This is a genomic window from Mesorhizobium kowhaii, from assembly GCF_003253745.1.
In the GTDB taxonomy this organism is placed as follows: domain Bacteria; phylum Pseudomonadota; class Alphaproteobacteria; order Rhizobiales; family Rhizobiaceae; genus Mesorhizobium; species Mesorhizobium kowhaii.
In genome coordinates, this window is record NZ_MZXV01000013.1 from 405,251 (window position 1) to 423,481 (window position 18,231).

15 protein-coding genes are annotated in these 18,231 nt (G+C 64.0%); 9 read left to right on the forward strand and 6 right to left on the reverse strand.

Annotated features, from left to right (window positions below; all coding sequences use genetic code 11):
- Nucleotides 1-8: 8 nt before the first annotated feature.
- Nucleotides 9-989, reverse strand: coding sequence for a hydrogen peroxide-inducible genes activator (locus tag B5V02_RS04400; RefSeq protein ID WP_245445675.1), 981 nt, complete (start codon nt 987-989; stop codon nt 9-11).
- Between the two features lie 264 nt (nt 990-1,253).
- On the opposite strand from B5V02_RS04400, the gene katG reads away from it, so the two are divergent.
- A complete protein-coding gene (gene katG / locus B5V02_RS04405; protein ID WP_111542987.1) occupies nt 1,254-3,440 on the forward strand; it encodes a catalase/peroxidase HPI in 2,187 nt (728 codons plus the stop codon).
- 195 nt (nt 3,441-3,635) lie between these two features.
- The gene (locus tag B5V02_RS04410) at nt 3,636-4,193 is read left to right on the forward strand and encodes a GNAT family N-acetyltransferase (protein ID WP_111542988.1); all 558 of its coding nucleotides are present in this window, start codon (nt 3,636-3,638) and stop codon (nt 4,191-4,193) included.
- Nucleotides 4,194-4,211: 18 nt separating this feature from the next.
- Here the strand turns inward: B5V02_RS04410 and B5V02_RS04415 are convergent, their stop codons facing one another.
- Entirely contained in the window at nt 4,212-4,628 is a 417-nt protein-coding gene (locus B5V02_RS04415) for a MerR family transcriptional regulator (RefSeq protein WP_111542989.1), read from the reverse strand.
- A 107-nt stretch (nt 4,629-4,735) separates the two neighbouring features.
- Between B5V02_RS04415 and B5V02_RS04420 the strand changes: the two genes are divergently transcribed.
- Complete coding sequence (locus B5V02_RS04420; protein WP_111542990.1) at nt 4,736-6,973, forward strand: heavy metal translocating P-type ATPase; 2,238 nt, start codon at nt 4,736-4,738, stop codon at nt 6,971-6,973.
- 58 nt (nt 6,974-7,031) lie between these two features.
- Here the strand turns inward: B5V02_RS04420 and B5V02_RS04425 are convergent, their stop codons facing one another.
- The 3 genes from B5V02_RS04425 to B5V02_RS04435 all read right to left on the reverse strand — a co-directional run bounded on the left by B5V02_RS04425 (nt 7,032) and on the right by B5V02_RS04435 (nt 10,357).
- Complete coding sequence (locus B5V02_RS04425; protein ID WP_111542991.1) at nt 7,032-8,216, reverse strand: MFS transporter; 1,185 nt, start codon at nt 8,214-8,216, stop codon at nt 7,032-7,034.
- A gap of 159 nt (nt 8,217-8,375) precedes the next feature.
- On the reverse strand, nt 8,376-8,585 hold the full coding sequence (locus B5V02_RS04430; protein ID WP_111542992.1) for a DUF2061 domain-containing protein: 210 nt from the start codon (nt 8,583-8,585) through the stop codon (nt 8,376-8,378).
- A 107-nt stretch (nt 8,586-8,692) separates the two neighbouring features.
- Nucleotides 8,693-10,357, reverse strand: coding sequence for a Na/Pi cotransporter family protein (locus B5V02_RS04435; RefSeq protein WP_111543730.1), 1,665 nt, complete (start codon nt 10,355-10,357; stop codon nt 8,693-8,695).
- 362 nt (nt 10,358-10,719) lie between these two features.
- Here B5V02_RS04435 and B5V02_RS04440 point away from each other — a divergent pair, with 362 nt between their 5' ends.
- From B5V02_RS04440 to B5V02_RS04465, 6 genes are all read left to right on the forward strand, one after another.
- Nucleotides 10,720-11,088: an RcnB family protein gene (locus tag B5V02_RS04440; RefSeq protein ID WP_111542993.1), complete on the forward strand. Its 369-nt coding sequence runs from the start codon at nt 10,720-10,722 to the stop codon at nt 11,086-11,088.
- Between the two features lie 152 nt (nt 11,089-11,240).
- Nucleotides 11,241-13,175 carry a DNA primase gene (dnaG, locus tag B5V02_RS04445; protein WP_111542994.1) on the forward strand — a complete coding sequence of 645 codons (1,935 nt, stop codon included), beginning with the start codon at nt 11,241-11,243 and terminating at the stop codon, nt 13,173-13,175.
- Between the two features lie 520 nt (nt 13,176-13,695).
- Nucleotides 13,696-15,717: an RNA polymerase sigma factor RpoD gene (gene rpoD / locus B5V02_RS04450; protein ID WP_111542995.1), complete on the forward strand. Its 2,022-nt coding sequence runs from the start codon at nt 13,696-13,698 to the stop codon at nt 15,715-15,717.
- Nucleotides 15,718-15,902: 185 nt separating this feature from the next.
- Nucleotides 15,903-16,196 (forward strand): GYD domain-containing protein, encoded by a 294-nt coding sequence (locus B5V02_RS04455; RefSeq protein ID WP_111543731.1) that lies wholly within the window; start codon nt 15,903-15,905, stop codon nt 16,194-16,196.
- Between the two features lie 104 nt (nt 16,197-16,300).
- Nucleotides 16,301-17,359, forward strand: a complete 1,059-nt coding sequence (locus B5V02_RS04460) for a DMT family transporter (protein ID WP_111542996.1) — start codon at nt 16,301-16,303, stop codon at nt 17,357-17,359.
- A 40-nt stretch (nt 17,360-17,399) separates the two neighbouring features.
- Nucleotides 17,400-17,792, forward strand: coding sequence for a thiol-disulfide oxidoreductase DCC family protein (locus tag B5V02_RS04465; protein ID WP_245445677.1), 393 nt, complete (start codon nt 17,400-17,402; stop codon nt 17,790-17,792).
- A gap of 67 nt (nt 17,793-17,859) precedes the next feature.
- Here the strand turns inward: B5V02_RS04465 and B5V02_RS04470 are convergent, their stop codons facing one another.
- On the reverse strand, nt 17,860-18,117 hold the full coding sequence (locus B5V02_RS04470; RefSeq protein ID WP_111542997.1) for a DUF2798 domain-containing protein: 258 nt from the start codon (nt 18,115-18,117) through the stop codon (nt 17,860-17,862).
- Between the last annotated feature and the right edge of the window lie 114 nt (nt 18,118-18,231).

Here is an 18,231-nt window from a genome sequence, read left to right on the forward strand (position 1 = left end):
GCACGCGGTCACTGAGGCAGCGTTGATTTGGTGATCGCCGGTGCCGAAACCGTCAGGTTCAGCAGGTGCGCAATCGGCGTCGGATTGTGCTGCGCGCGCAGCGCGTCGGCCGATTGCCGAACGACTTCGGAAATCCGCAGCAACTGTTTGGCAATCGGGCTGGTCTTGCGCCAGACCATGCCGATCGTTCGCGACGGCTGGGGGCTCCTGAAGCGTGCGATGGAGACCGACGCCGAGCGTGTCTCCACCGGCACGGCCATTTCCGGGATCAAGGTGACGCCGATGCCGGCACTGACCATCTGGACCAGGGTCGATAGCGAACTGCCGTCCAGCAACTCGCGTGGCCGGGCCGAATGCATGTTGCAGAAGGACAATGCCTGGTCGCGGAAACAATGGCCTTCTTCGAGCAGAAGCAGCCGCATTTCACGCAGCATTTCGCGATTGGGAACCGGCTTTCCCTCGTCTTCGCCGGGCCGGACCAAGACGAAATTCTCGGCAAACAGCACAATTTCCGTCAGCGACGGTTCGGACACCGGCAAGGCAACGATGGCCGCGTCGAGCCGACCGTCCGCCAGTTCCTGGATCAGCTTCTGCGTCTGCGTCTCGCGCACATGGATATCGAGGCCATCATGCATGCTTGAGAGATTGCCAATGATCGTCGGCAAAAGGTAGGGCGCGATCGTCGGGATGACGCCGATGCGCAGCCGGCCGACCAGCCTGTCGCGCGAAGAGCGCGCGAGGTCGGCGAGTTCGTCCACCGACCGCAGGATGTCGCGGACGCGCAAGGCAAATTCTTCGCCGAAATTGGTCAGCCGGACCTGTCGCGGACCTCTTTCAAAAAGCTCCGTGCCCAGCGTTTCCTCCAATTCCCTGATCTGCACCGAAATGGCAGGCTGGGAGATCGCACAGGCGTCCGCCGCGCGTCCGAAATGGTTATGTCGCGCCAGCGCCTCGAAATAGCGCAACTGCTTCAGGGTCAGGTTTGTCATAATGTCATCTTATCGCTGTAATCAGTAAATCCAACTTAAATTAATCGTGCAGCTTTGCTATAGGAGCTGCAAGGGAGATGAGGAGCAGCCGGGACGGCTTTGTCCAGGGCGCGCCCGCAGCGACAGGACATCCAAGATATTCGGTCGCGTATCTGGCATACGGTCATCGCGCCAGCCATGAAATGGACCGCTTCCAGGGACATCCATTGTCCTTGTTCACGCAGCAGTTGAAACAGCTCAACACAGCCACGATCGGAGAAAAACATGGACGCACAAACTGACGACCCCAGCACGGGCAAATGCCCGGTCGTGCACACAGCCGTCGGCAGGGTCAACCGCGACTGGTGGCCGAATCAACTCAACGTCCAGATTCTCCACCAGCAGTCGCCGCTGTCGGATCCGATGGGTGAGGCGTTCGACTATGCCGAGGAATTCAAAAGCCTCGACCTCGACGCCGTGATCAAGGACCTGCATGCGCTGATGACGGACTCGCAGGAGTGGTGGCCGGCCGATTTCGGCCATTACGGGCCGCTGTTCATCCGCATGGCGTGGCACAGCGCCGGCACCTACCGCATCGCCGACGGCCGTGGCGGCGCCGGGGCCGGCCAGCAGCGCTTCGCGCCGCTGAACAGCTGGCCGGACAACGTCAACCTCGACAAGGCCCGCCGGCTGTTGTGGCCGATCAAGCAGAAATACGGCCGCAAGATCTCCTGGGCCGACCTTCTGATCCTGACAGGCAACGTCGCGCTGGAATCGATGGGCTTCAAGACCTTCGGCTTCGCCGGCGGCCGCGCCGACGTGTGGGAGCCCGAGGAGGACATTTATTGGGGTCCGGAAGGCAAGTGGCTGGCCGACGAACGCTACAGCGGCGACCGCGATCTCCAGGACCCGCTCGGTGCCGTGCAGATGGGCCTGATCTACGTCAACCCGGAAGGGCCGAACGGCAAGCCTGATCCGCTGGCCTCGGCGCGCGACATTCGCGACACCTTCGCGCGCATGGCGATGAACGACGAGGAGACCGTCGCGCTCATCGCCGGCGGCCACACCTTCGGCAAGACCCATGGTGCCGGCGATGCGACGCTGGTCGGCGTGGAGCCGGAAGGCGCCGACATCGAGCAGCAGGGCCTCGGCTGGGCGAGCAAGTTCGGCACCGGCAAGGGCGGCGACGCCATCGGCAGCGGCCTGGAAGTGACCTGGACGACGACGCCGACCAAATGGAGCAACAACTTCTTCGACAATCTGTTCGGCTTCGAATGGGAGCTGACCAAGAGCCCGGCCGGGGCGCACCAATGGACACCGAAGGACGGCGCGGGTGCGAGCAGCGTGCCGGATGCGCACAATTCGGCCAAGCGCCACGCGCCCTCCATGCTGACCACCGACCTCGCTTTGCGGTTCGATCCTTCCTACGAGACGATCTCGCGACGCTTCCATGAGAATCCGGATCAGTTCGCCGACGCGTTCGCGCGCGCCTGGTACAAGCTGACCCACCGCGACATGGGCCCGCTCGTGCGCTATCTCGGCCCGTTGGTTCCGAACGAGAAACTGCCCTGGCAGGACGTCATTCCGGCGGTCGATCATGTGCTGATCGACGAAGAGGACGCTGCAGCGCTGAAGGCTGTGATCCTGGCGTCCGGCCTGTCGGTGTCGCAGCTGGTCTCGGCGGCGTGGGCGTCGGCCTCGACCTTCCGTGGTTCCGACAAGCGCGGCGGCGCCAATGGCGCGCGCATCCGCCTTGCGCCGCAGAAGGACTGGGCCGTCAACCAGCCGGCAGAACTCGCCAAGGTGCTCGATAAGCTCGAAGCGATCCGCAAGGAATTCAATGCTTCGCAGACCGGCAACAAGAAGGTCTCGCTTGCCGACCTGATCGTTCTCGGCGGCGGTGCGGCCATCGAGAAGGCCGCCGGACATGGCGTCACGGTTCCCTTCACGCCGGGACGCATGGACGCCTCCCAGGAACAGACCGACATCCACTCCTTCGCGCCACTGGAACCAACCGTTGACGGCTTCCGCAACTATGTCAGCGGCAAGCAGCGGCTTACCGTCGAGGAAGCGCTGGTCGACCGCGCGCAACTGCTGACGCTGACCGCGCCTGAACTGACGGTTCTCGTCGGCGGCCTGCGCGTTCTCGGCGCCAATGCCGGGCAGTCCAAGCATGGCGTCTTCACCAGGCAGCCGGAAACGCTGAGCAACGACTTCTTCGTCAACCTGCTCGACATGGGCACGGAGTGGAAGGCGACCTCGGACGCCAAGGATGTGTTCGAAGGCCGCGACCGCAAGACCGGCGAAGTCAAGTGGACCGGCACCCGCGCCGATCTCATCTTCGGCTCGCACTCGCAGCTGCGCGCGCTGGCCGAAGTTTATGCGACGGCGGACGCCAAGGCGAAATTCACCAGGGATTTCGTGGCGGCATGGGCCAAGGTGATGAACGCCGACCGCTTCGACATCGCCTGAGCTCACACAAGGACAATCCGGCACGGCCTAGGAATGGCCGCGCCGGAGCGCCGGTTCCTCCCAAGGGCATAAGACCAGGGCCGCGTTTCCAGCGATGGGAACGCGGCCTTGTCGTAAGAGTATGCGCTTTGGTGGACCGTGCCTTCCCGGGCAATGCTGCTATTTTACCGGGGGTAGCGTCTCCACCGGTGCAACATGGTCCAAATCGTCAAACCCGCGCTTGAACATTTGGCGTCCTACAAGGCGGCACTCGAACGTGGCTGGTCGCCAGACAATGTCCGGCTCGAGCAAGCGACGCGTGAGCAGCTTGCCGCCATCGAAAAGGATCCAGTGGCCTTTCTCGCCGACCTCGATGATCCCCTGGCCAAGGGCGGCCCGATCACCTTGCCCGACGGCAGAAAGGTGCCGCGCCTGCCGGGCTTCCGCCGCTGGATCTGGGACGGCGAGGCATCAGGTTCGATCGGCTTCCGCTGGCAGAAGGGCACGGCAGCGCTGCCGCCGCATATGCTTGGTCATATCGGCTATGCGGTGGTGCCGTGGAAGCGGCGGCGCGGTTACGCCACCGAGGCGCTGCGGCTGATGCTGGACGAGGCGAGGGCGGTCGGCCTGCCTTATGTCGAGATCACCGCCAAGCCGGGCAATCCGGCTTCGCACAAGGTGATCCTGGCCAATGGCGGCAAGCTCGTCGATCGATTCTTCGAGGATGCCGCCTATGGCGGGGCGGAAAGCCTGCGGTTCCGGCTGGAGTTGTAAGGCGTGCGCGACCTATCCTCACCCGTGCTCATCAGCACAAAGCGCGTGGTCGGACAGGGCGCGGATGACGTAGCAGTCGCCGACCGTCTTGCCGTCGCAGCAAGAGGCGATGCGTTCGAGTTCGGCCTCCAGCCGCTTCAGTTGGGCGATCTTCTCCCGAACGGAAATCAGTTGCTCCTCGGCAATCCGGTCGGCATGGCAGCAGGGCTGCTCGGGATGGCCGCTCAATTCGATCAGCGAGCGGATGTCCTCGACGGCGAAGCCGAGGTCGCGGGCATGGCGGATGAAGGCTAGCCGCTCCAGCTCCTGCCTGCCATAGCGGCGCTGGTTGCCTTCCGAACGCTCGGGTGCTGCAACCAGACCCATCTGCTCGTAATAGCGGATGGTCGGCACCTTGACCCCGGTGCGACGGGAGAGATCGCCGATCGAAAACATGATTTTGCCTCTTGAAGCTCTAGTGACTAGAGCAATTACAGTGCCTGACATCAGGATTCAAGACCCATGCGGCGGTCACCGCGCGGGCAAGACAGACAGGTGATGTGATGACGGCTCCCCTCAGGCAGACGCGGTTCAAGATCGGCGGCATGGACTGCGCCTCCTGCGCGGCCAAGATCGATACGGCGGTGCGTCGTCTCGATGGCGTCGCTGATGTGTCGATTTCGGTGACCGGCGCCAGCATGACGGTCAGTCACGGTGGTGCGCTGCCGGAGGACAAGGTGGTGCAACAGGTGGCGCGGCTCGGCTACGGCATCGTCAAGGCGGAAGCCAAGACCGACGGGCGTGCTTCAGTGGCCAGGGCGCATGACCATCCCGACCATGATTACGAAGGCCACGATCACGAAGGTCACCACCATGGCGGTGAACCGGCCGGCAAGCGGGCTGAGGGTTCCACCCATCTCCACAGCGATGGCGAGCCGGGGCAGGCGTGGTGGCGCACCCGCCGCGCGGTGCTGACGCTGGCTTGTGCGGCGGCACTTGTTGCCGCCTACGGCATCGGCCATCTGTTTCCGGCGGCCGAGCGCTGGGTCTTCCTGGCCGCGCTGCTGGTCGGCCTGGTGCCGATCGCCCGGCGCGCGCTGATGGCGGCATTGGCCGGCACGCCGTTCTCGATTGAGATGCTGATGACCATCGCCGCCGTTGGCGCGGTGATGATCGGCGCCACTGAAGAAGCTGCCGTCGTGGTGCTGCTGTTCCTGATCGGCGAACTTCTGGAAGGCGTCGCCGCCGGCCGCGCGCGGGCCAGTATCCAAGGTCTTGCCGACCTGGTGCCGAAGACAGCACTTGTCGAGCGGGCCGGCGGCACGGTCGAGGTTCCTGCCGAAGACCTTGCCGTTGGCGACGTGATCGCGGTGCGGCCGGGTGATAGCATCCCGGCCGATGGTGTGATCGTCGAGGGGTCGAGCGATACCGACGAGGCGCCGGTGACCGGCGAGAGCACGCCGAGGCGCAAGGGGATCGCGGAAATTGTCTTCGCAGGCACGATCAGCACCGATGGCGTGCTCAAGGTTCGGGTGACGGCGGTTGCGTCCGACAACACCATCGCCCGGGTCGTGCGGCTTGTGGAGGAGGCGCAAGAGGCCAAGGCGCCAACCGAGCGCTTCATCGACCGTTTCTCTCGCTATTATACACCCGCAGTGCTTGCGGTCGGTGCACTGGTGGCGCTGCTGCCGCCGCTCGTCGCCGGCGGCGACTGGAGCGAATGGATCTACAAGGGCCTGGCGATCCTGTTGATCGGCTGTCCCTGCGCACTGGTCATTTCGACGCCGGCAGCGATCGCCGCAGGCCTGGCGACCGGCGCGCGGCGCGGCTTGCTGATGAAGGGTGGTGCTGTGCTGGAAGGGTTTCGCCGGATCACCGCCGTCGCCTTCGACAAGACCGGCACACTGACCGCTGGCAAACCGGTGGTGACCGACATTGTGGCCTATGGGCGCGACGAACGCACCGTGCTGGCGCTGGCGGCAGCACTGGAGCAGGGCTCCAGCCATCCGCTGGCGGTGGCGATCTTGGGCAGAGCCAAAGCCGCCAGGGCGCCGGTGCCGCCGGCCCTGGCAGCGAAGGCGATTTTAGGCAAGGGCGTCGAGGGCAGCGTCGGCGGTGTCGCGATCTTCCTCGGCTCCGGTCAGGCAGCGGGAGAACGCGCTGCGGTGACCGAGGCGCAGCGTCTTGCCATCGACAGTCTCAACGGCCAGGGCAAGACCGTCTCGGTGCTGGTGGCCGATGGCGTGATGGCCGGGCTGATCGCCATGCGTGATGAGCCGCGGCCGGATGCGGTGGCCGGCATTGCGGCGCTGAAGGCCGAGGGCATCCGCACGGTGATGCTGACCGGCGACAACCGCCGCACCGCCGAGGCGATCGCCGTTTCGCTCGGCATCGAGGCGCGGGCTGAGCTCTTGCCGCAAGACAAGCAGCGCATTGTCGGCGAGTTGCAGCGCGAGGGGCTGAAGGTGGCCAAGGTCGGCGACGGCATCAACGACGCACCGGCGCTCGCCGCCGCCGACATCGGTATCGCCATGGGTGGCGGCACCGATGTGGCGTTGGAAACGGCCGATGCGGCGATCCTGCATGGCCGGGTCATGGATGTCGCGCGCATGGTGCGGCTGTCGCGGGCGGTGATGGCCAACATCGGCCAGAACATCACCGTGGCGCTCGGGCTGAAGGCGGTGTTCCTGGTCACCACCATTGCCGGCATCACCGGCCTGTGGCCAGCGATCCTGGCCGACACCGGCGCCACCGTGCTGGTCACCGCCAACGCCATGCGACTGCTGCGCTGGCGTGGGTGAGGTGTTTTTGCTTGATCACGATCTCGGAAAACCGGCGTCCACTTTTCCGGATCGTGATCTACTCGGCTGGGGCCGTCAGCGGCGGCGTGGCGTTGCTGCGCCCTTCCCAGACAAAAGAGGCGAGCGCCACCGCGACGGCGACCAGCATGGCGATGGCGCCAAGCAGCGGCAGGCTGCGGTAGCCGTAGCCGGCATTCAGCATGGCGGCGCCCAGCGATGCAGCAAGCGCGATGCCGACATTGAAGCCGGATGGAATGAGCGAGGAAGCGAGGTTGGACGCATCGGCGGTCCAGGCCAGGATGCGGGTCTGGATCGGCGTGCCGATGGCGAAGTTGAGACCGCCCCAGATGACGATCGCGACAACCATCGGCAAGGGATAGGGGCTGACGGCATAGATCACCGCCAGCGTCACCGCCTGCAGGGCCAGCATGGTGATCAGCGACGGCATCAGCTTCCAGTCGGAAAGCTTGCCGCCGAGGAAGACGCCGAGCGTGGCGCCGACGCCGTTGAGCAGCAGCACCCACGGCACCAGGCTTTCATCAAGGCCGGTGATTTCGAGCAATGTCGGCGTGATGTAGGTGAACAGGCCGAACTGGCCGATCATCAGCATCAGCATGAGGATCAGCGAGGTCCAGACCTGCTGGCGCGCCAGCACGCGAACCTCACGCGCTAGGCCGGCGGGCTTGGCTGACGATCCTGTGGTGCGCGGCAAAAGGGCTGCCATGGCAAGCGTTGCCGCCACGCCCAGCGCACACATCACCCAGAAGGTCGCACGCCAGCCCCAGATGTTGCCGATTGCCGTGCCGGCCGGCACGCCGATGACATTGGAGACGGTGAGGCCCGACAGGATGACAGCGACCGCCATGCCGCGCTGGTCCTCGCGCACGAGACTGACCGCCACCACCATGGCGACGCCGAAATAGGCGCCATGCGCTATCGCCACAGCAATGCGCAACAGCAGCATCGAGGTGAAATCGGGCGCCAGCGCACAGGCTGCCTGGCCGATGGTGAAGGCGACGGCGAGGCCGAGCAGCAAGGTCTTGCGCGACAACGACTTGGTGGCGAGCGCCAGCAGCGGACCGCCGATGGCGATGCCGCCGGCATAGCCGGAGACGAGATAGCCGGCCGATGGAACCGAGACGCCAAGCCCCTCCGCCACTTGCGGCAGCACGCCGGCGATGACGAATTCGGTGGTGCCGAAAGCGAAGGCGGCAATGAACAGGGCGATGAGCGGAAGCGACATGGCGGGAAGGGGTTCCTCGAATGCAGGCCTCAAACCACGGATGGGCGTCGCGGGCAATCCAGAAATTGTTGGCGCCGCTTTAGCTTTTCTTGATCGACTTCTCGTGTCGCCCAGTCGCGTGGCGACTGGGTGAGAGGACGCCCGGTCGCGCCGGGGTTGCTACGCCGGGGTCTTGCGTCCGTATGGAATCTTGAGCCACGCCCGCTCGTGGAAATAATAGAGCAGCGACTTGGTGACGACCTCGGTCAGGCCGATGGTTGCAGCGAGCTTGATGCTTCCGGTCACGACCAGCGAAATGATCATCGTGTCGATGGTGCCGGTCACGCGCCAGGAAAGCGCCTTGGCGAAACTGCGCGAACGGGTGTCCATCGATTTCCTCCGAAAGGCTGGCCAACCGACCCTTATCCCGACTGGTGGAAACAGAGCAAAGGTATTTTGCCGCCGAAACGAAGACGGTGCGTGATCGCGTCGTTAAATCAGCTCGCCTTCAACCGCGATCCGGTGAGCAGGCCGCGCTCTTCCAGCACCGGATAGGCCATCGACGCCAGCAGCGAATTGATCTGCTTCAGATCGCGGATGGTATCGAGGTGGATCGAGCTGGTCTCGACGCTCTTGGCGGTGCCGTCGCGCAGCCGCACGAAATGGCTGGCGCTGGTTTCCTTCTCGCGGTCGCGCAGCTGGTCCTTTTCCAGCACCAGCTGGCGGGCGGTCTCGGGATCGCGCGATACCAGCACGTTGAAGGCGAGCCGCGCATTGGCCAGCACCGAGCTATGGAAGGCGCACAATTCGCTCCAGCCCTCGTCGGTGAATTCCAGCCCGCGCTCGAGCTTCTTCTTCACATGCACCAGCATGTTGCGCACGATGATGTCGCCGACCTGCTCCAGCTTGACGCAGGCGCCGATCAGCTCCTGGCAGCGCAGGGCCTCGTCCTCGGTCAGCGGATTCCTGGTAAGCTTGGCCAAATAGAGCTTGATCGCCGCATGTTTGCGGTCGACGCGGTCGTCAAGGGCTGCCAGCGCCTTGATCTTGTCGGCGTCGGCGCTCTCATAGAGCTCGATGATGCGCTTGAGCATGATCTCGACGGTCTCGCAGACCCGCACCACTTCGCGCGTGGCGTTGGCCAGCGCCTGGCTTGGAACGTCCAGCGCGCTTTCGTTGAGCGCCGACAGTTCGACGACGTCGAGCGTCGAGGCCGGCGCCGGCTTGGTGCCAAGTGCCACGATCTTTTCCGAAGCGCGGTAGACGAACCCGGCCAGCGGCAGGCCGGCGAGCAGGATCAGCACATTGAACAGGATGTGGGCGTTGACGATCTGGTCCGCCGCCGTCGCGCCGAGGAAGGCGACCTGCGGCCTGAAGGTCATGAACAGGATCAGCACGACCAGCGAGCCTAGTCCGCGCATCAGGAGATTGCCGATCGGCACGACGCGCACGGCAGGCCCGGCCGAGCGGGTCAGCATCGGCGCGATGATCGAAGAGCCGAGATTGACGCCGAGGATGAGAACGACGCCGAGTTCCGGGCTGATCACGCCGCGGCCGGCCAGCGTTGCCATCAGGAGAACAGCCGCGATGCTCGACTGAAACAGCCAGGTGATCAGCGCCGCCAGCAGATAGGCGGTGATGGAATCGCTGGAGAAGTAGTTGATGATGACCGGCATGAGCTGGCTGTTGCGCAGCGGCTCCGAAGCCTGGCCGATCATCTCAAGCGACAGGATCAGCAGGCCGATACCGACCAGGATGCGGCCGGACTGGCGCCAATCGCGCCGCTCGGTGGCCATGAACATCACCGTGCCGGTGATCAGGCAGAGCGGTACCAGCAGCGTGAGATCGAAGGTCAGCAGCTTGACCACCAGTGCAGAGCCGATCTCGGCGCCGCGCACGGCAAGCTGGCCAGCGGCGCCCGAGACGATGCCGGAACCGGCGAAGGAGCCGACCAGCAGCGTGACGGCGGTGGAACTCTGCAGGGCGATGGCGAGGCCGGTGCCGGCCAGCACCGCCATGATCGGATTGCGCATGGTGGCGCGCAGACGATGGCGCAGCACGTCGCCATAGGCGCGTTCGACGCCGGTCTTCACCATGCGGGTGGCAAACAGCATCAGCGCCACAGCGCCAGCCAGATGCAGAAGGACGACGGAACCGCTCATGTCGCCGCCCATATGCGGACAGGGCTCGCAACGCGGACGGCGCGGCGATCAGAGGCAAAACCGAGGTTGCGAATCAAATTCATGGCAGTGACCGACAATAGCCCGACTATTTTAGCCGGATAATAAAATCTTGTCGATTTCGAGGGGCCGTTGCCGCGCGACAGGCGGTGTCGGAAAATGGACGGACACGCAAATGGTTGCATTGCGAGGCCGCTGTAGCACGGCGGCTGCGGCCTTTGCGACGATGTTCAACTCTCCTGGGTAAGTGAAGGAATTCATTACAGAATTGTAATGCAGGCGTTCAGTTTCGGTTCATCGGTGGGTCGCTATCCCTTGGGCATCGACAACCAAGGAGACTTCGTATGAAACGCATTGTCCTTTCCGCTCTCGCTTTCTCGATGCTGGCCGCCACGTCGCTCACCGGCCAGGCTGCGCCGATGAATGCGCCGAACGCTCCGCAGTCGAACTACAGCCAAGTCGACTGGCAGAAGCCCGGCAAGCATGTCGACGTCAGGAAGCGCGTCGTGAAGAAGACGGTCGTCGTGAAGCGCAGCCATTGGCACAACGGCCAGAAATATTCCAGCTGGAAGCGTCACCAGCCGATCCGCGACTATGGCCGTTATGGCCTGCATCGTCCCGGCCGCGGCCAGGAATGGATCCGTGTCGGCAACGACTATGTGCTGGTCGGCGTCCTCTCCGGCGTCATCTTCGGCGCGCTTGCCGCGCAGTAAAACCTGGCGGAGCCAGCACAAGGCTGGAACTTGAAAGAAGGCGGCCTGCAACGGCCGCCTTTCTTTTTGCCCTGTGGAAACCGGGCATCGTCCGCATTAGGGGTCGTCGGATTCCGCGGGCATGATTATATGGTGGGGAAACGAGTTCCCCGATGCGCTTTCCGCCCGCCTTCCTCGACGAAATACGCGACCGCGTGCCGATTTCATCGGTGATCGGCCAGCGCGTCGCGTGGGACAGGAAGAAGACCAACGCGCCGCGCGGCGATTATTGGGCCTGCTGCCCATTCCATGGCGAGAAAAGTCCGTCCTTCCACTGCGAGGACAAGAAGGGCCGCTACCACTGTTTCGGCTGCTCGGTGTCGGGCGATCATTTCAAGTTCCTCACCGAACTCGACGGCATGAGTTTTCCCGAAGCGGTCGAGAAGATCGCCGACATGGCCGGCCTGCCGATGCCGGTTCGCGATGCGCAGGAGGAACAGCGCGAAAAGGAACGCGCCAGCCTGACCGATGTCATGGAGATGGCGACCGCCTTCTTCCAGGAGCGGCTGCAGGGGCCGGAGGGCGCGAAAGCCCGCGCCTATCTGCGCGACCGTGGGCTGACGCCGGCGACGCAGCAATCGTTCCGGCTTGGCTTCGCGCCCGACAGCCGCAATGCACTCAAGGAGCACCTCGCCGCCAAGGGTGTTCCGAAAGCCGATATCGAAGCCTGCGGGCTGGTGCGCCACGGCGACGACGTCCCGGTTTCCTACGACTGGTTCCGCGACCGCATTATGTTCCCGATCCCGGATTCGCGCGGCAAGATCATCGCCTTTGGCGGGCGCGCACTGGCACCGGACGCGCTGGCCAAATACATGAACTCGCCCGACACCGAGCTCTTCCACAAGGGCAATGTGCTCTACAATTTCGCCCGCGCCCGCAAGGCGCTGGCGAAGGGCGGCACGGTCATCGCCGTCGAAGGCTATATGGACGTGATCGCGCTGGCGCAGGCCGGCTTCGAGAATGTCGTGGCGCCGCTTGGCACCGCACTCACCGAAAACCAGCTCGAGCTGTTGTGGCGCATGGCCGGCGAGCCGGTGCTGTGCTTCGACGGCGACAAGGCCGGCCTGAAGGCGGCGTGGAGGGCCGCCGACATGGCGCTGCCGTCAGTGCAGGCCGGGCGCTCGGCGCGCTTTGCGCTGCTGCCGGAAGGCAAGGATCCCGACGACCTGGTCAAGGCCGAAGGGCCGGATGCTTTCCGTTCCGTGCTGGCCGACGCGCGACCGCTGGCCGACCTGTTGTGGATGCGCGAAACGGCCGGCGGCGTCTTCGACACACCGGAGCGGCGGGCGGAGCTCGAAAAGACGCTGCGCGAGCTGACCAGCCGCATTCGCGACGAAAGCCTGCGCTACCACTATCAACAGGAGATGCGCGAGCGCGTGCTGAGCTTCTTCGGCGCCCAGCGCGGCACAAGGCAAGGCCGCCAGGAAGGGCGGCCGGGCCAGGGCAAAGCGCCGCCGCCAGGCGGACAGTTCGCCAAGGCCGGCGGCGGACGCACGCCGATCACCGAGAGCCTCGGACGCTCGGCGCTGGTCAAGCGCGGCAGCGAGGGGATGTCGATGCGCGAGGCGACGATCATCGTCGCGCTGGTCAACCATCCGGCGCTGATCGACGAGAATTTCGCTCATATCGAGTTTCTCGATCTCGCCAACTCCGATCTGAGGCGGCTGCACGCCGCCATCCTCGATGCGATGGCGCATGACATGGCCAATGACCGCCAGGCCGTTATCTCGACGATCGAGAGCGCCGGCTGCGCCGAGATCTGGGAGCGGGCGGTCGGGCTGATCCGGCGGGCGCGGCAATGGCCGGCGCTGGAGACCGCTGCCCTCGAGGATGCCCGCGACGCTTTCAGCCAGGCCCTGCACTTGCAGCGCAGCGCGCGCACCTTACATAAGGAGCTGAAACAGGCGGAAGCGGCGCTCGCCACCGATCCCACAGACGAAAACTACCGGCACCTGATCGAAATTCAGGCGCAATTTCAGGATGTACAAGCGACGGAAGCGCTGATCGAAGGATTCGGCGTGTCCTCGGGCAGGGCCGGGCGGGCTTAAAGCATGATCCCGAAAAGTGGGAACCGGTTTTCGGATAAAGTCATGCTCCAACCAAAAGCATGATCCCGAAAAATGGGCACCGGTTTTGGGATAAGGTCTTGCTTCCACCAAAAGAAGACAGAGCCCTTGCCGGCCCGTAGGGGCGGGACGGGCTCGGTAAGAGAGTGAAATGTGAAAGCGTTGTTGCGCGTCCAAATGGCGCGCGGCGGGCTAAGTCGGGTAATTGATTCGCTTTTTTAAGGCGAATCATGCGAGAGGCGCTTGACCTTCTTGCAGAATGGCGGAATCAGGACGATTCGAAACGTTAACCCGAACCCGCGTCGACGGGAAATAAGCGATGTGAGGTACTGGTCACTGGACAGGCAGGCTGCCTGCCACAGATATCAGGGTTAATCTGGACTTAACGATAGATGCAGTTACTGGCCCGGTGAGGCGCGTTTCACAAGCGAGCGCATCCGATTTGACTGGTCCGACAGCTTACGCGGCTTTGATGTTCGGCCGCTAGGAGAAGATAAAGACTATGGCGACAAAGGAAAAGGAAGAGGTCGAAACCGAACGCGAAGGCGCCACCGATGGCCCTCTGCTCGACCTTTCCGATGATGCTGTCAAGAAGATGATCAAGGCCGCCAAGAAGCGCGGCTATGTCACCATGGACGAGCTGAATTCGGTGCTGCCCTCCGAGGAAGTGACCTCCGAGCAGATCGAGGACACGATGGCGATGCTGTCCGACATGGGCATCAACGTGGTCGAGGACGACGAGCAGGGCGAAGAGCCCGAGGCCGCGGACACAGCGGCCGATGCCGAGGAAGACGCCAACGAGCTGGCCGAGCAGACTGGCACCGCCGTTGCCGCCACCACCACCAAGAAAGAACCGACCGACCGCACCGACGATCCGGTGCGCATGTATCTGCGCGAGATGGGCTCGGTCGAGCTTCTGTCGCGCGAGGGCGAAATTGCCATCGCCAAGCGCATCGAGGCCGGCCGCGAGACGATGATCGCGGGCCTGTGCGAAAGCCCGCTGACCTTCCAGGCCATCATCATCTGGCGCGACGAGCTCAACGAATCGAAGATCCTGCTGCGCGAGATCATCGATCTCGAAGCTACCTATGCCGGTCCCGAGGCCAAGCAGGCGCCGGTGGTCGAGCGCATCGAGGAAGCCAAGGTCGAGGAAAAGCCGCGCCGTTCGCGCGACGAGGAAGATGACGTCACCAATGTCGGCGCCGACACGCGCGGGCTGGTCGATGACGACGAGGAAGACGAGGACGAGGCCAGCCTGTCGCTGGCGGCGATGGAAGCGGAACTGCGCCCGCAGGTGATGGAGACGCTCGACGTCATCGCCGACACCTACAAGAAGCTGCGCAAGCTGCAGGACCAGCAGGTCGAGAACCGGCTGGCCGCGGCCGGCACGCTGTCGCCCAGCCAGGATCGCCGGCTGAAGGAGCTGAAGGACCAGCTGATCAAGGCGGTGAAGTCGCTGTCGCTCAACACGGCGCGCATCGAGGCGCTGGTCGAGCAGCTCTACGACATCAACAAGCGCCTGGTGCAGAACGAGGGCAAGCTGCTCAGGCTGGCCGAAAGCTACGGCGTGCGCCGCGAGGAGTTCCTGAAGGAATATCAGGGCTCGGAGCTCGACCCGAACTGGACGCGCGCGATCGGCAACCTGACCTCGCGCGGCTGGAAGGAATTCACCAAGAACGAGAAGGACGCCATCCGCGACCTGCGCGCCGAAATCCAGAATCTGGCCACCGAAACGGCGATCTCGATCCTGGAATTCCGCAAGATCGTCAACCAGGTGCAGAAGGGCGAGCGCGAAGCCGCGATCGCCAAGAAGGAAATGGTCGAGGCCAATCTGCGTCTCGTCATCTCGATCGCCAAGAAATACACCAATCGCGGCCTGCAGTTCCTCGACCTGATCCAGGAAGGCAATATCGGCCTGATGAAGGCGGTCGACAAATTCGAATATCGCCGCGGCTACAAGTTCTCGACCTATGCGACATGGTGGATCCGGCAGGCGATCACGCGTTCGATCGCCGACCAGGCGCGCACCATCCGCATTCCGGTGCACATGATCGAGACGATCAACAAGATCGTGCGCACCTCGCGCCAGATGCTGCACGAGATCGGCCGCGAGCCGACGCCGGAAGAACTGGCTGAAAAGCTCGCCATGCCGCTCGAAAAAGTGCGCAAGGTGCTGAAGATCGCCAAGGAGCCGATCTCGCTCGAAACGCCGGTCGGTGACGAGGAAGATTCGCATCTGGGCGATTTCATCGAGGACAAGATGGCGATCCTGCCGATCGACGCGGCGATCCAGGCCAATCTGCGCGAGACCACCACGCGCGTTCTGGCCTCGCTGACGCCGCGCGAGGAACGCGTGCTGCGCATGCGCTTCGGCATCGGCATGAACACCGACCATACGCTGGAAGAGGTCGGCCAGCAGTTCTCGGTCACCCGCGAGCGTATCCGCCAGATCGAAGCCAAGGCGCTGAGGAAGCTCAAGCACCCGAGCCGCAGCCGCAAGCTGCGCAGCTTCCTGGACAGCTAGGACCTGCCGACAGCAAAGAGTTCAAGGGCGCCAATGGCGCCCTTTTTCGTTTCGTTCATGGCACGCTCTTGCGGCTCTTATCCTTCGGGAGGATAATTTCGCGTCGGATGCATTTTTCTGGGCGACAAACCCGGATGCCCGCCCCGGCGAAGCCGCCGTGCTCCGTGGCCCGGAGGGAGGTGTGCATGACAAGCTACATCGTGCTGATGAACTGGACGGAACAGGGCGCCAGAAATGTGCGCGATTCACCGAAACGACTCGACGCCGCCAGGAAGCAGCTGGGAGACATGGGCGGATCGTTCAAGGCGTTCTACCTGACCATGGGTGAGTACGACATGGTGGCGGTGCTCGAAGCGCCCGACGACGCGGTGCTGGCTCGCTTCTCGCTGATGCTGGCGGCGAGTGGCAACATCAGGACGCGGACGCTGAAAGCCTTCCCCGAATTCGCCTACCGCGAGATCATCACCTCGCTGGGATAGAGCCCTGAAAACAGCGCGGAGGCCGACGCGTTTCAGGTCTTTAGTTTATGCATGTCGCCCAAAACCGCTGCGCACTTTTGGGCGACATGCGTTAGGATGCGGCCATGTCCGAACCGAATTCACATGCGCATCTGTGGCCCGGCGTGCCGCTTGCTCTTGGCTCCGCCATCCTGTTCGGCGCGGCGCCGCCGCTCTGCAAGCTGCTGCTCGACCGCGTCAACCCCTTCATGCTGGCCGGCCTGCTCTATCTCGGCGCCGGTGCCGGGCTGGCCCTCTATCGCTTGGCTCGCGGCGGCGGCGCCGGCGAGGCGCAGCTGACCGCTGGGGATATTCCCTGGCTGGCCCTGGCAATCGGCATGGGTGGTATCGTTGCGCCGGTGTTGCTGATGTTCGGCCTCAGCCTCAACACCGCGTCCAGTTCCGCGCTGCTACTCAATCTCGAAGGGTTGGCGACGATGGCGATCGCCTGGCTCGTCTACCGCGAGAATGTCGACCGGCGCCTGCTCCTGGGCGCCTTCGCCATTCTTGCCGGCGCCGTTCTGCTGTCATGGCAAGGTGAGGGCGTCGCCTTCAACATTGGTGCCGTGCTCGTCGCCGCGGCGTGCCTGGCGTGGGGGCTGGACAACAATTTCACACGCAAGATCTCGGCCACCGACCCGGTGGTGATCGCCATGCTCAAGGGGCTGGTGGCGGGTGTCGTCAATGTCGGACTGGCGCTTGCCGGCGGGGCTTCGTTCCCGCCGGCATCAATCGTCGCGGTCACCGCGGCCGTTGGCTTCTTTGCCATCGGGGTCAGCCTGGTGATGTTCATCGTGGCGCTGCGTCATCTCGGCACGGCACGGACAGGGGCCTATTACTCGCTCGCCCCCTTTATCGGCGCGCTGCTGGCAATCGCCATCCTGGGTGACGCCGTCACGCTCAAGCTGGCGGTCGCCGGGGTTATGATGGGCTTCGGCCTCTGGCTGCATCTGTCGGAACGCCATGAGCACGAGCACGATCATGAGGCGCTGGAACACGAGCACAGCCATGTGCATGACGAGCACCACCAGCACCATCATGACGGACCGGTGAGCGAGCCGCATTCGCACTGGCACCGGCATGCGCCCATGCGCCACCGGCATCCGCATTATCCTGACCTGCACCACAGGCATGGCCACGGCTGAGCATGATTCCAGAAAGCAGGCGCCGGTTTTTGGAAGAATCATGCCCGAGCAACAAACCAAGCCTTTGCTGACCGTCTGGTACAACACGCGCTGCCCGGTTTGCGATGCCGGCATCAGCCGGCAGAAGCGGCGGCTGATCGAAGCGGTCAAGGCCGGGCGGATCGAGTTTCGCGACATCAACCTTGAACCGGCAGCACTTGCCGGATTTGGCGCTTCGCTCGAGGATATCCGCCGCCGGCTGCACGCCACCGACGCCGCCGGCCGATTGCTGGTCGGCGCCGATGTCGCGATTGCCGTGTGGCAGGCAACGCCGGGCGAGGGCTGGCTGGCGAGGTTTTTCGGCAATCCGGTCGCCCTGCCGCTGACGCGTTTTGCCTATGATCGTTTCGCCGACCTGCTCTACGCCTGGAACCGGCGCAAGGGCCGCTGGTAGCGGTTCCCATCGGTGATCGGAGCGAATGGAGGTCCGGAAACATTTGCGGACCTCCATTCGCCGGGCCTTATCGGCTGGCCGGCTCGCAGAGCGCGCCGACGATGCGGCGCACCATCGGCAGCACCAGCAGCAGCGTTGGAAACGCCACCATCCAGGACAGACCCCAGGCGGTCATCCAGATGGACGGCAGGCTGGGATGGAAACCAAGGCTTCTCAGCGTCGAGATGAACGAGACGATGAAGGTCATCAACAGCGACAGCACCAGCGGGCTGAGGATGGCAGCATAGCGCGCAGGCAGCTTCCTGCGCCGATTTCTTGCAGTCATTTTGGGAGTTTCCCTGAAGTGTCCGGTCCGTCGCATTTGGCATCCATTCGCCGGTGACCGGCGCAATTGCCCGGAAAGACCGGGGTTGGATGCGTTGCTTGACGTCAGACGCTT

Coding starts and splice junctions, on each gene's coding strand:
- B5V02_RS04400 (WP_245445675.1), bottom strand. CDS start 989: ATGACAAACCTGACCCTGAAGCAGTTGCGCTATTTCGAGGCGCTGGCG.
- katG (WP_111542987.1), top strand. CDS start 1,254: ATGGACGCACAAACTGACGACCCCAGCACGGGCAAATGCCCGGTCGTG.
- B5V02_RS04410 (WP_111542988.1), top strand. CDS start 3,636: ATGGTCCAAATCGTCAAACCCGCGCTTGAACATTTGGCGTCCTACAAG.
- B5V02_RS04415 (WP_111542989.1), bottom strand. CDS start 4,628: ATGTTTTCGATCGGCGATCTCTCCCGTCGCACCGGGGTCAAGGTGCCG.
- B5V02_RS04420 (WP_111542990.1), top strand. CDS start 4,736: ATGACGGCTCCCCTCAGGCAGACGCGGTTCAAGATCGGCGGCATGGAC.
- B5V02_RS04425 (WP_111542991.1), bottom strand. CDS start 8,216: ATGTCGCTTCCGCTCATCGCCCTGTTCATTGCCGCCTTCGCTTTCGGC.
- B5V02_RS04430 (WP_111542992.1), bottom strand. CDS start 8,585: ATGGACACCCGTTCGCGCAGTTTCGCCAAGGCGCTTTCCTGGCGCGTG.
- B5V02_RS04435 (WP_111543730.1), bottom strand. CDS start 10,357: ATGAGCGGTTCCGTCGTCCTTCTGCATCTGGCTGGCGCTGTGGCGCTG.
- B5V02_RS04440 (WP_111542993.1), top strand. CDS start 10,720: ATGAAACGCATTGTCCTTTCCGCTCTCGCTTTCTCGATGCTGGCCGCC.
- dnaG (WP_111542994.1), top strand. CDS start 11,241: ATGCGCTTTCCGCCCGCCTTCCTCGACGAAATACGCGACCGCGTGCCG.
- rpoD (WP_111542995.1), top strand. CDS start 13,696: ATGGCGACAAAGGAAAAGGAAGAGGTCGAAACCGAACGCGAAGGCGCC.
- B5V02_RS04455 (WP_111543731.1), top strand. CDS start 15,903: ATGACAAGCTACATCGTGCTGATGAACTGGACGGAACAGGGCGCCAGA.
- B5V02_RS04460 (WP_111542996.1), top strand. CDS start 16,301: ATGTCCGAACCGAATTCACATGCGCATCTGTGGCCCGGCGTGCCGCTT.
- B5V02_RS04465 (WP_245445677.1), top strand. CDS start 17,400: ATGCCCGAGCAACAAACCAAGCCTTTGCTGACCGTCTGGTACAACACG.
- B5V02_RS04470 (WP_111542997.1), bottom strand. CDS start 18,117: ATGACTGCAAGAAATCGGCGCAGGAAGCTGCCTGCGCGCTATGCTGCC.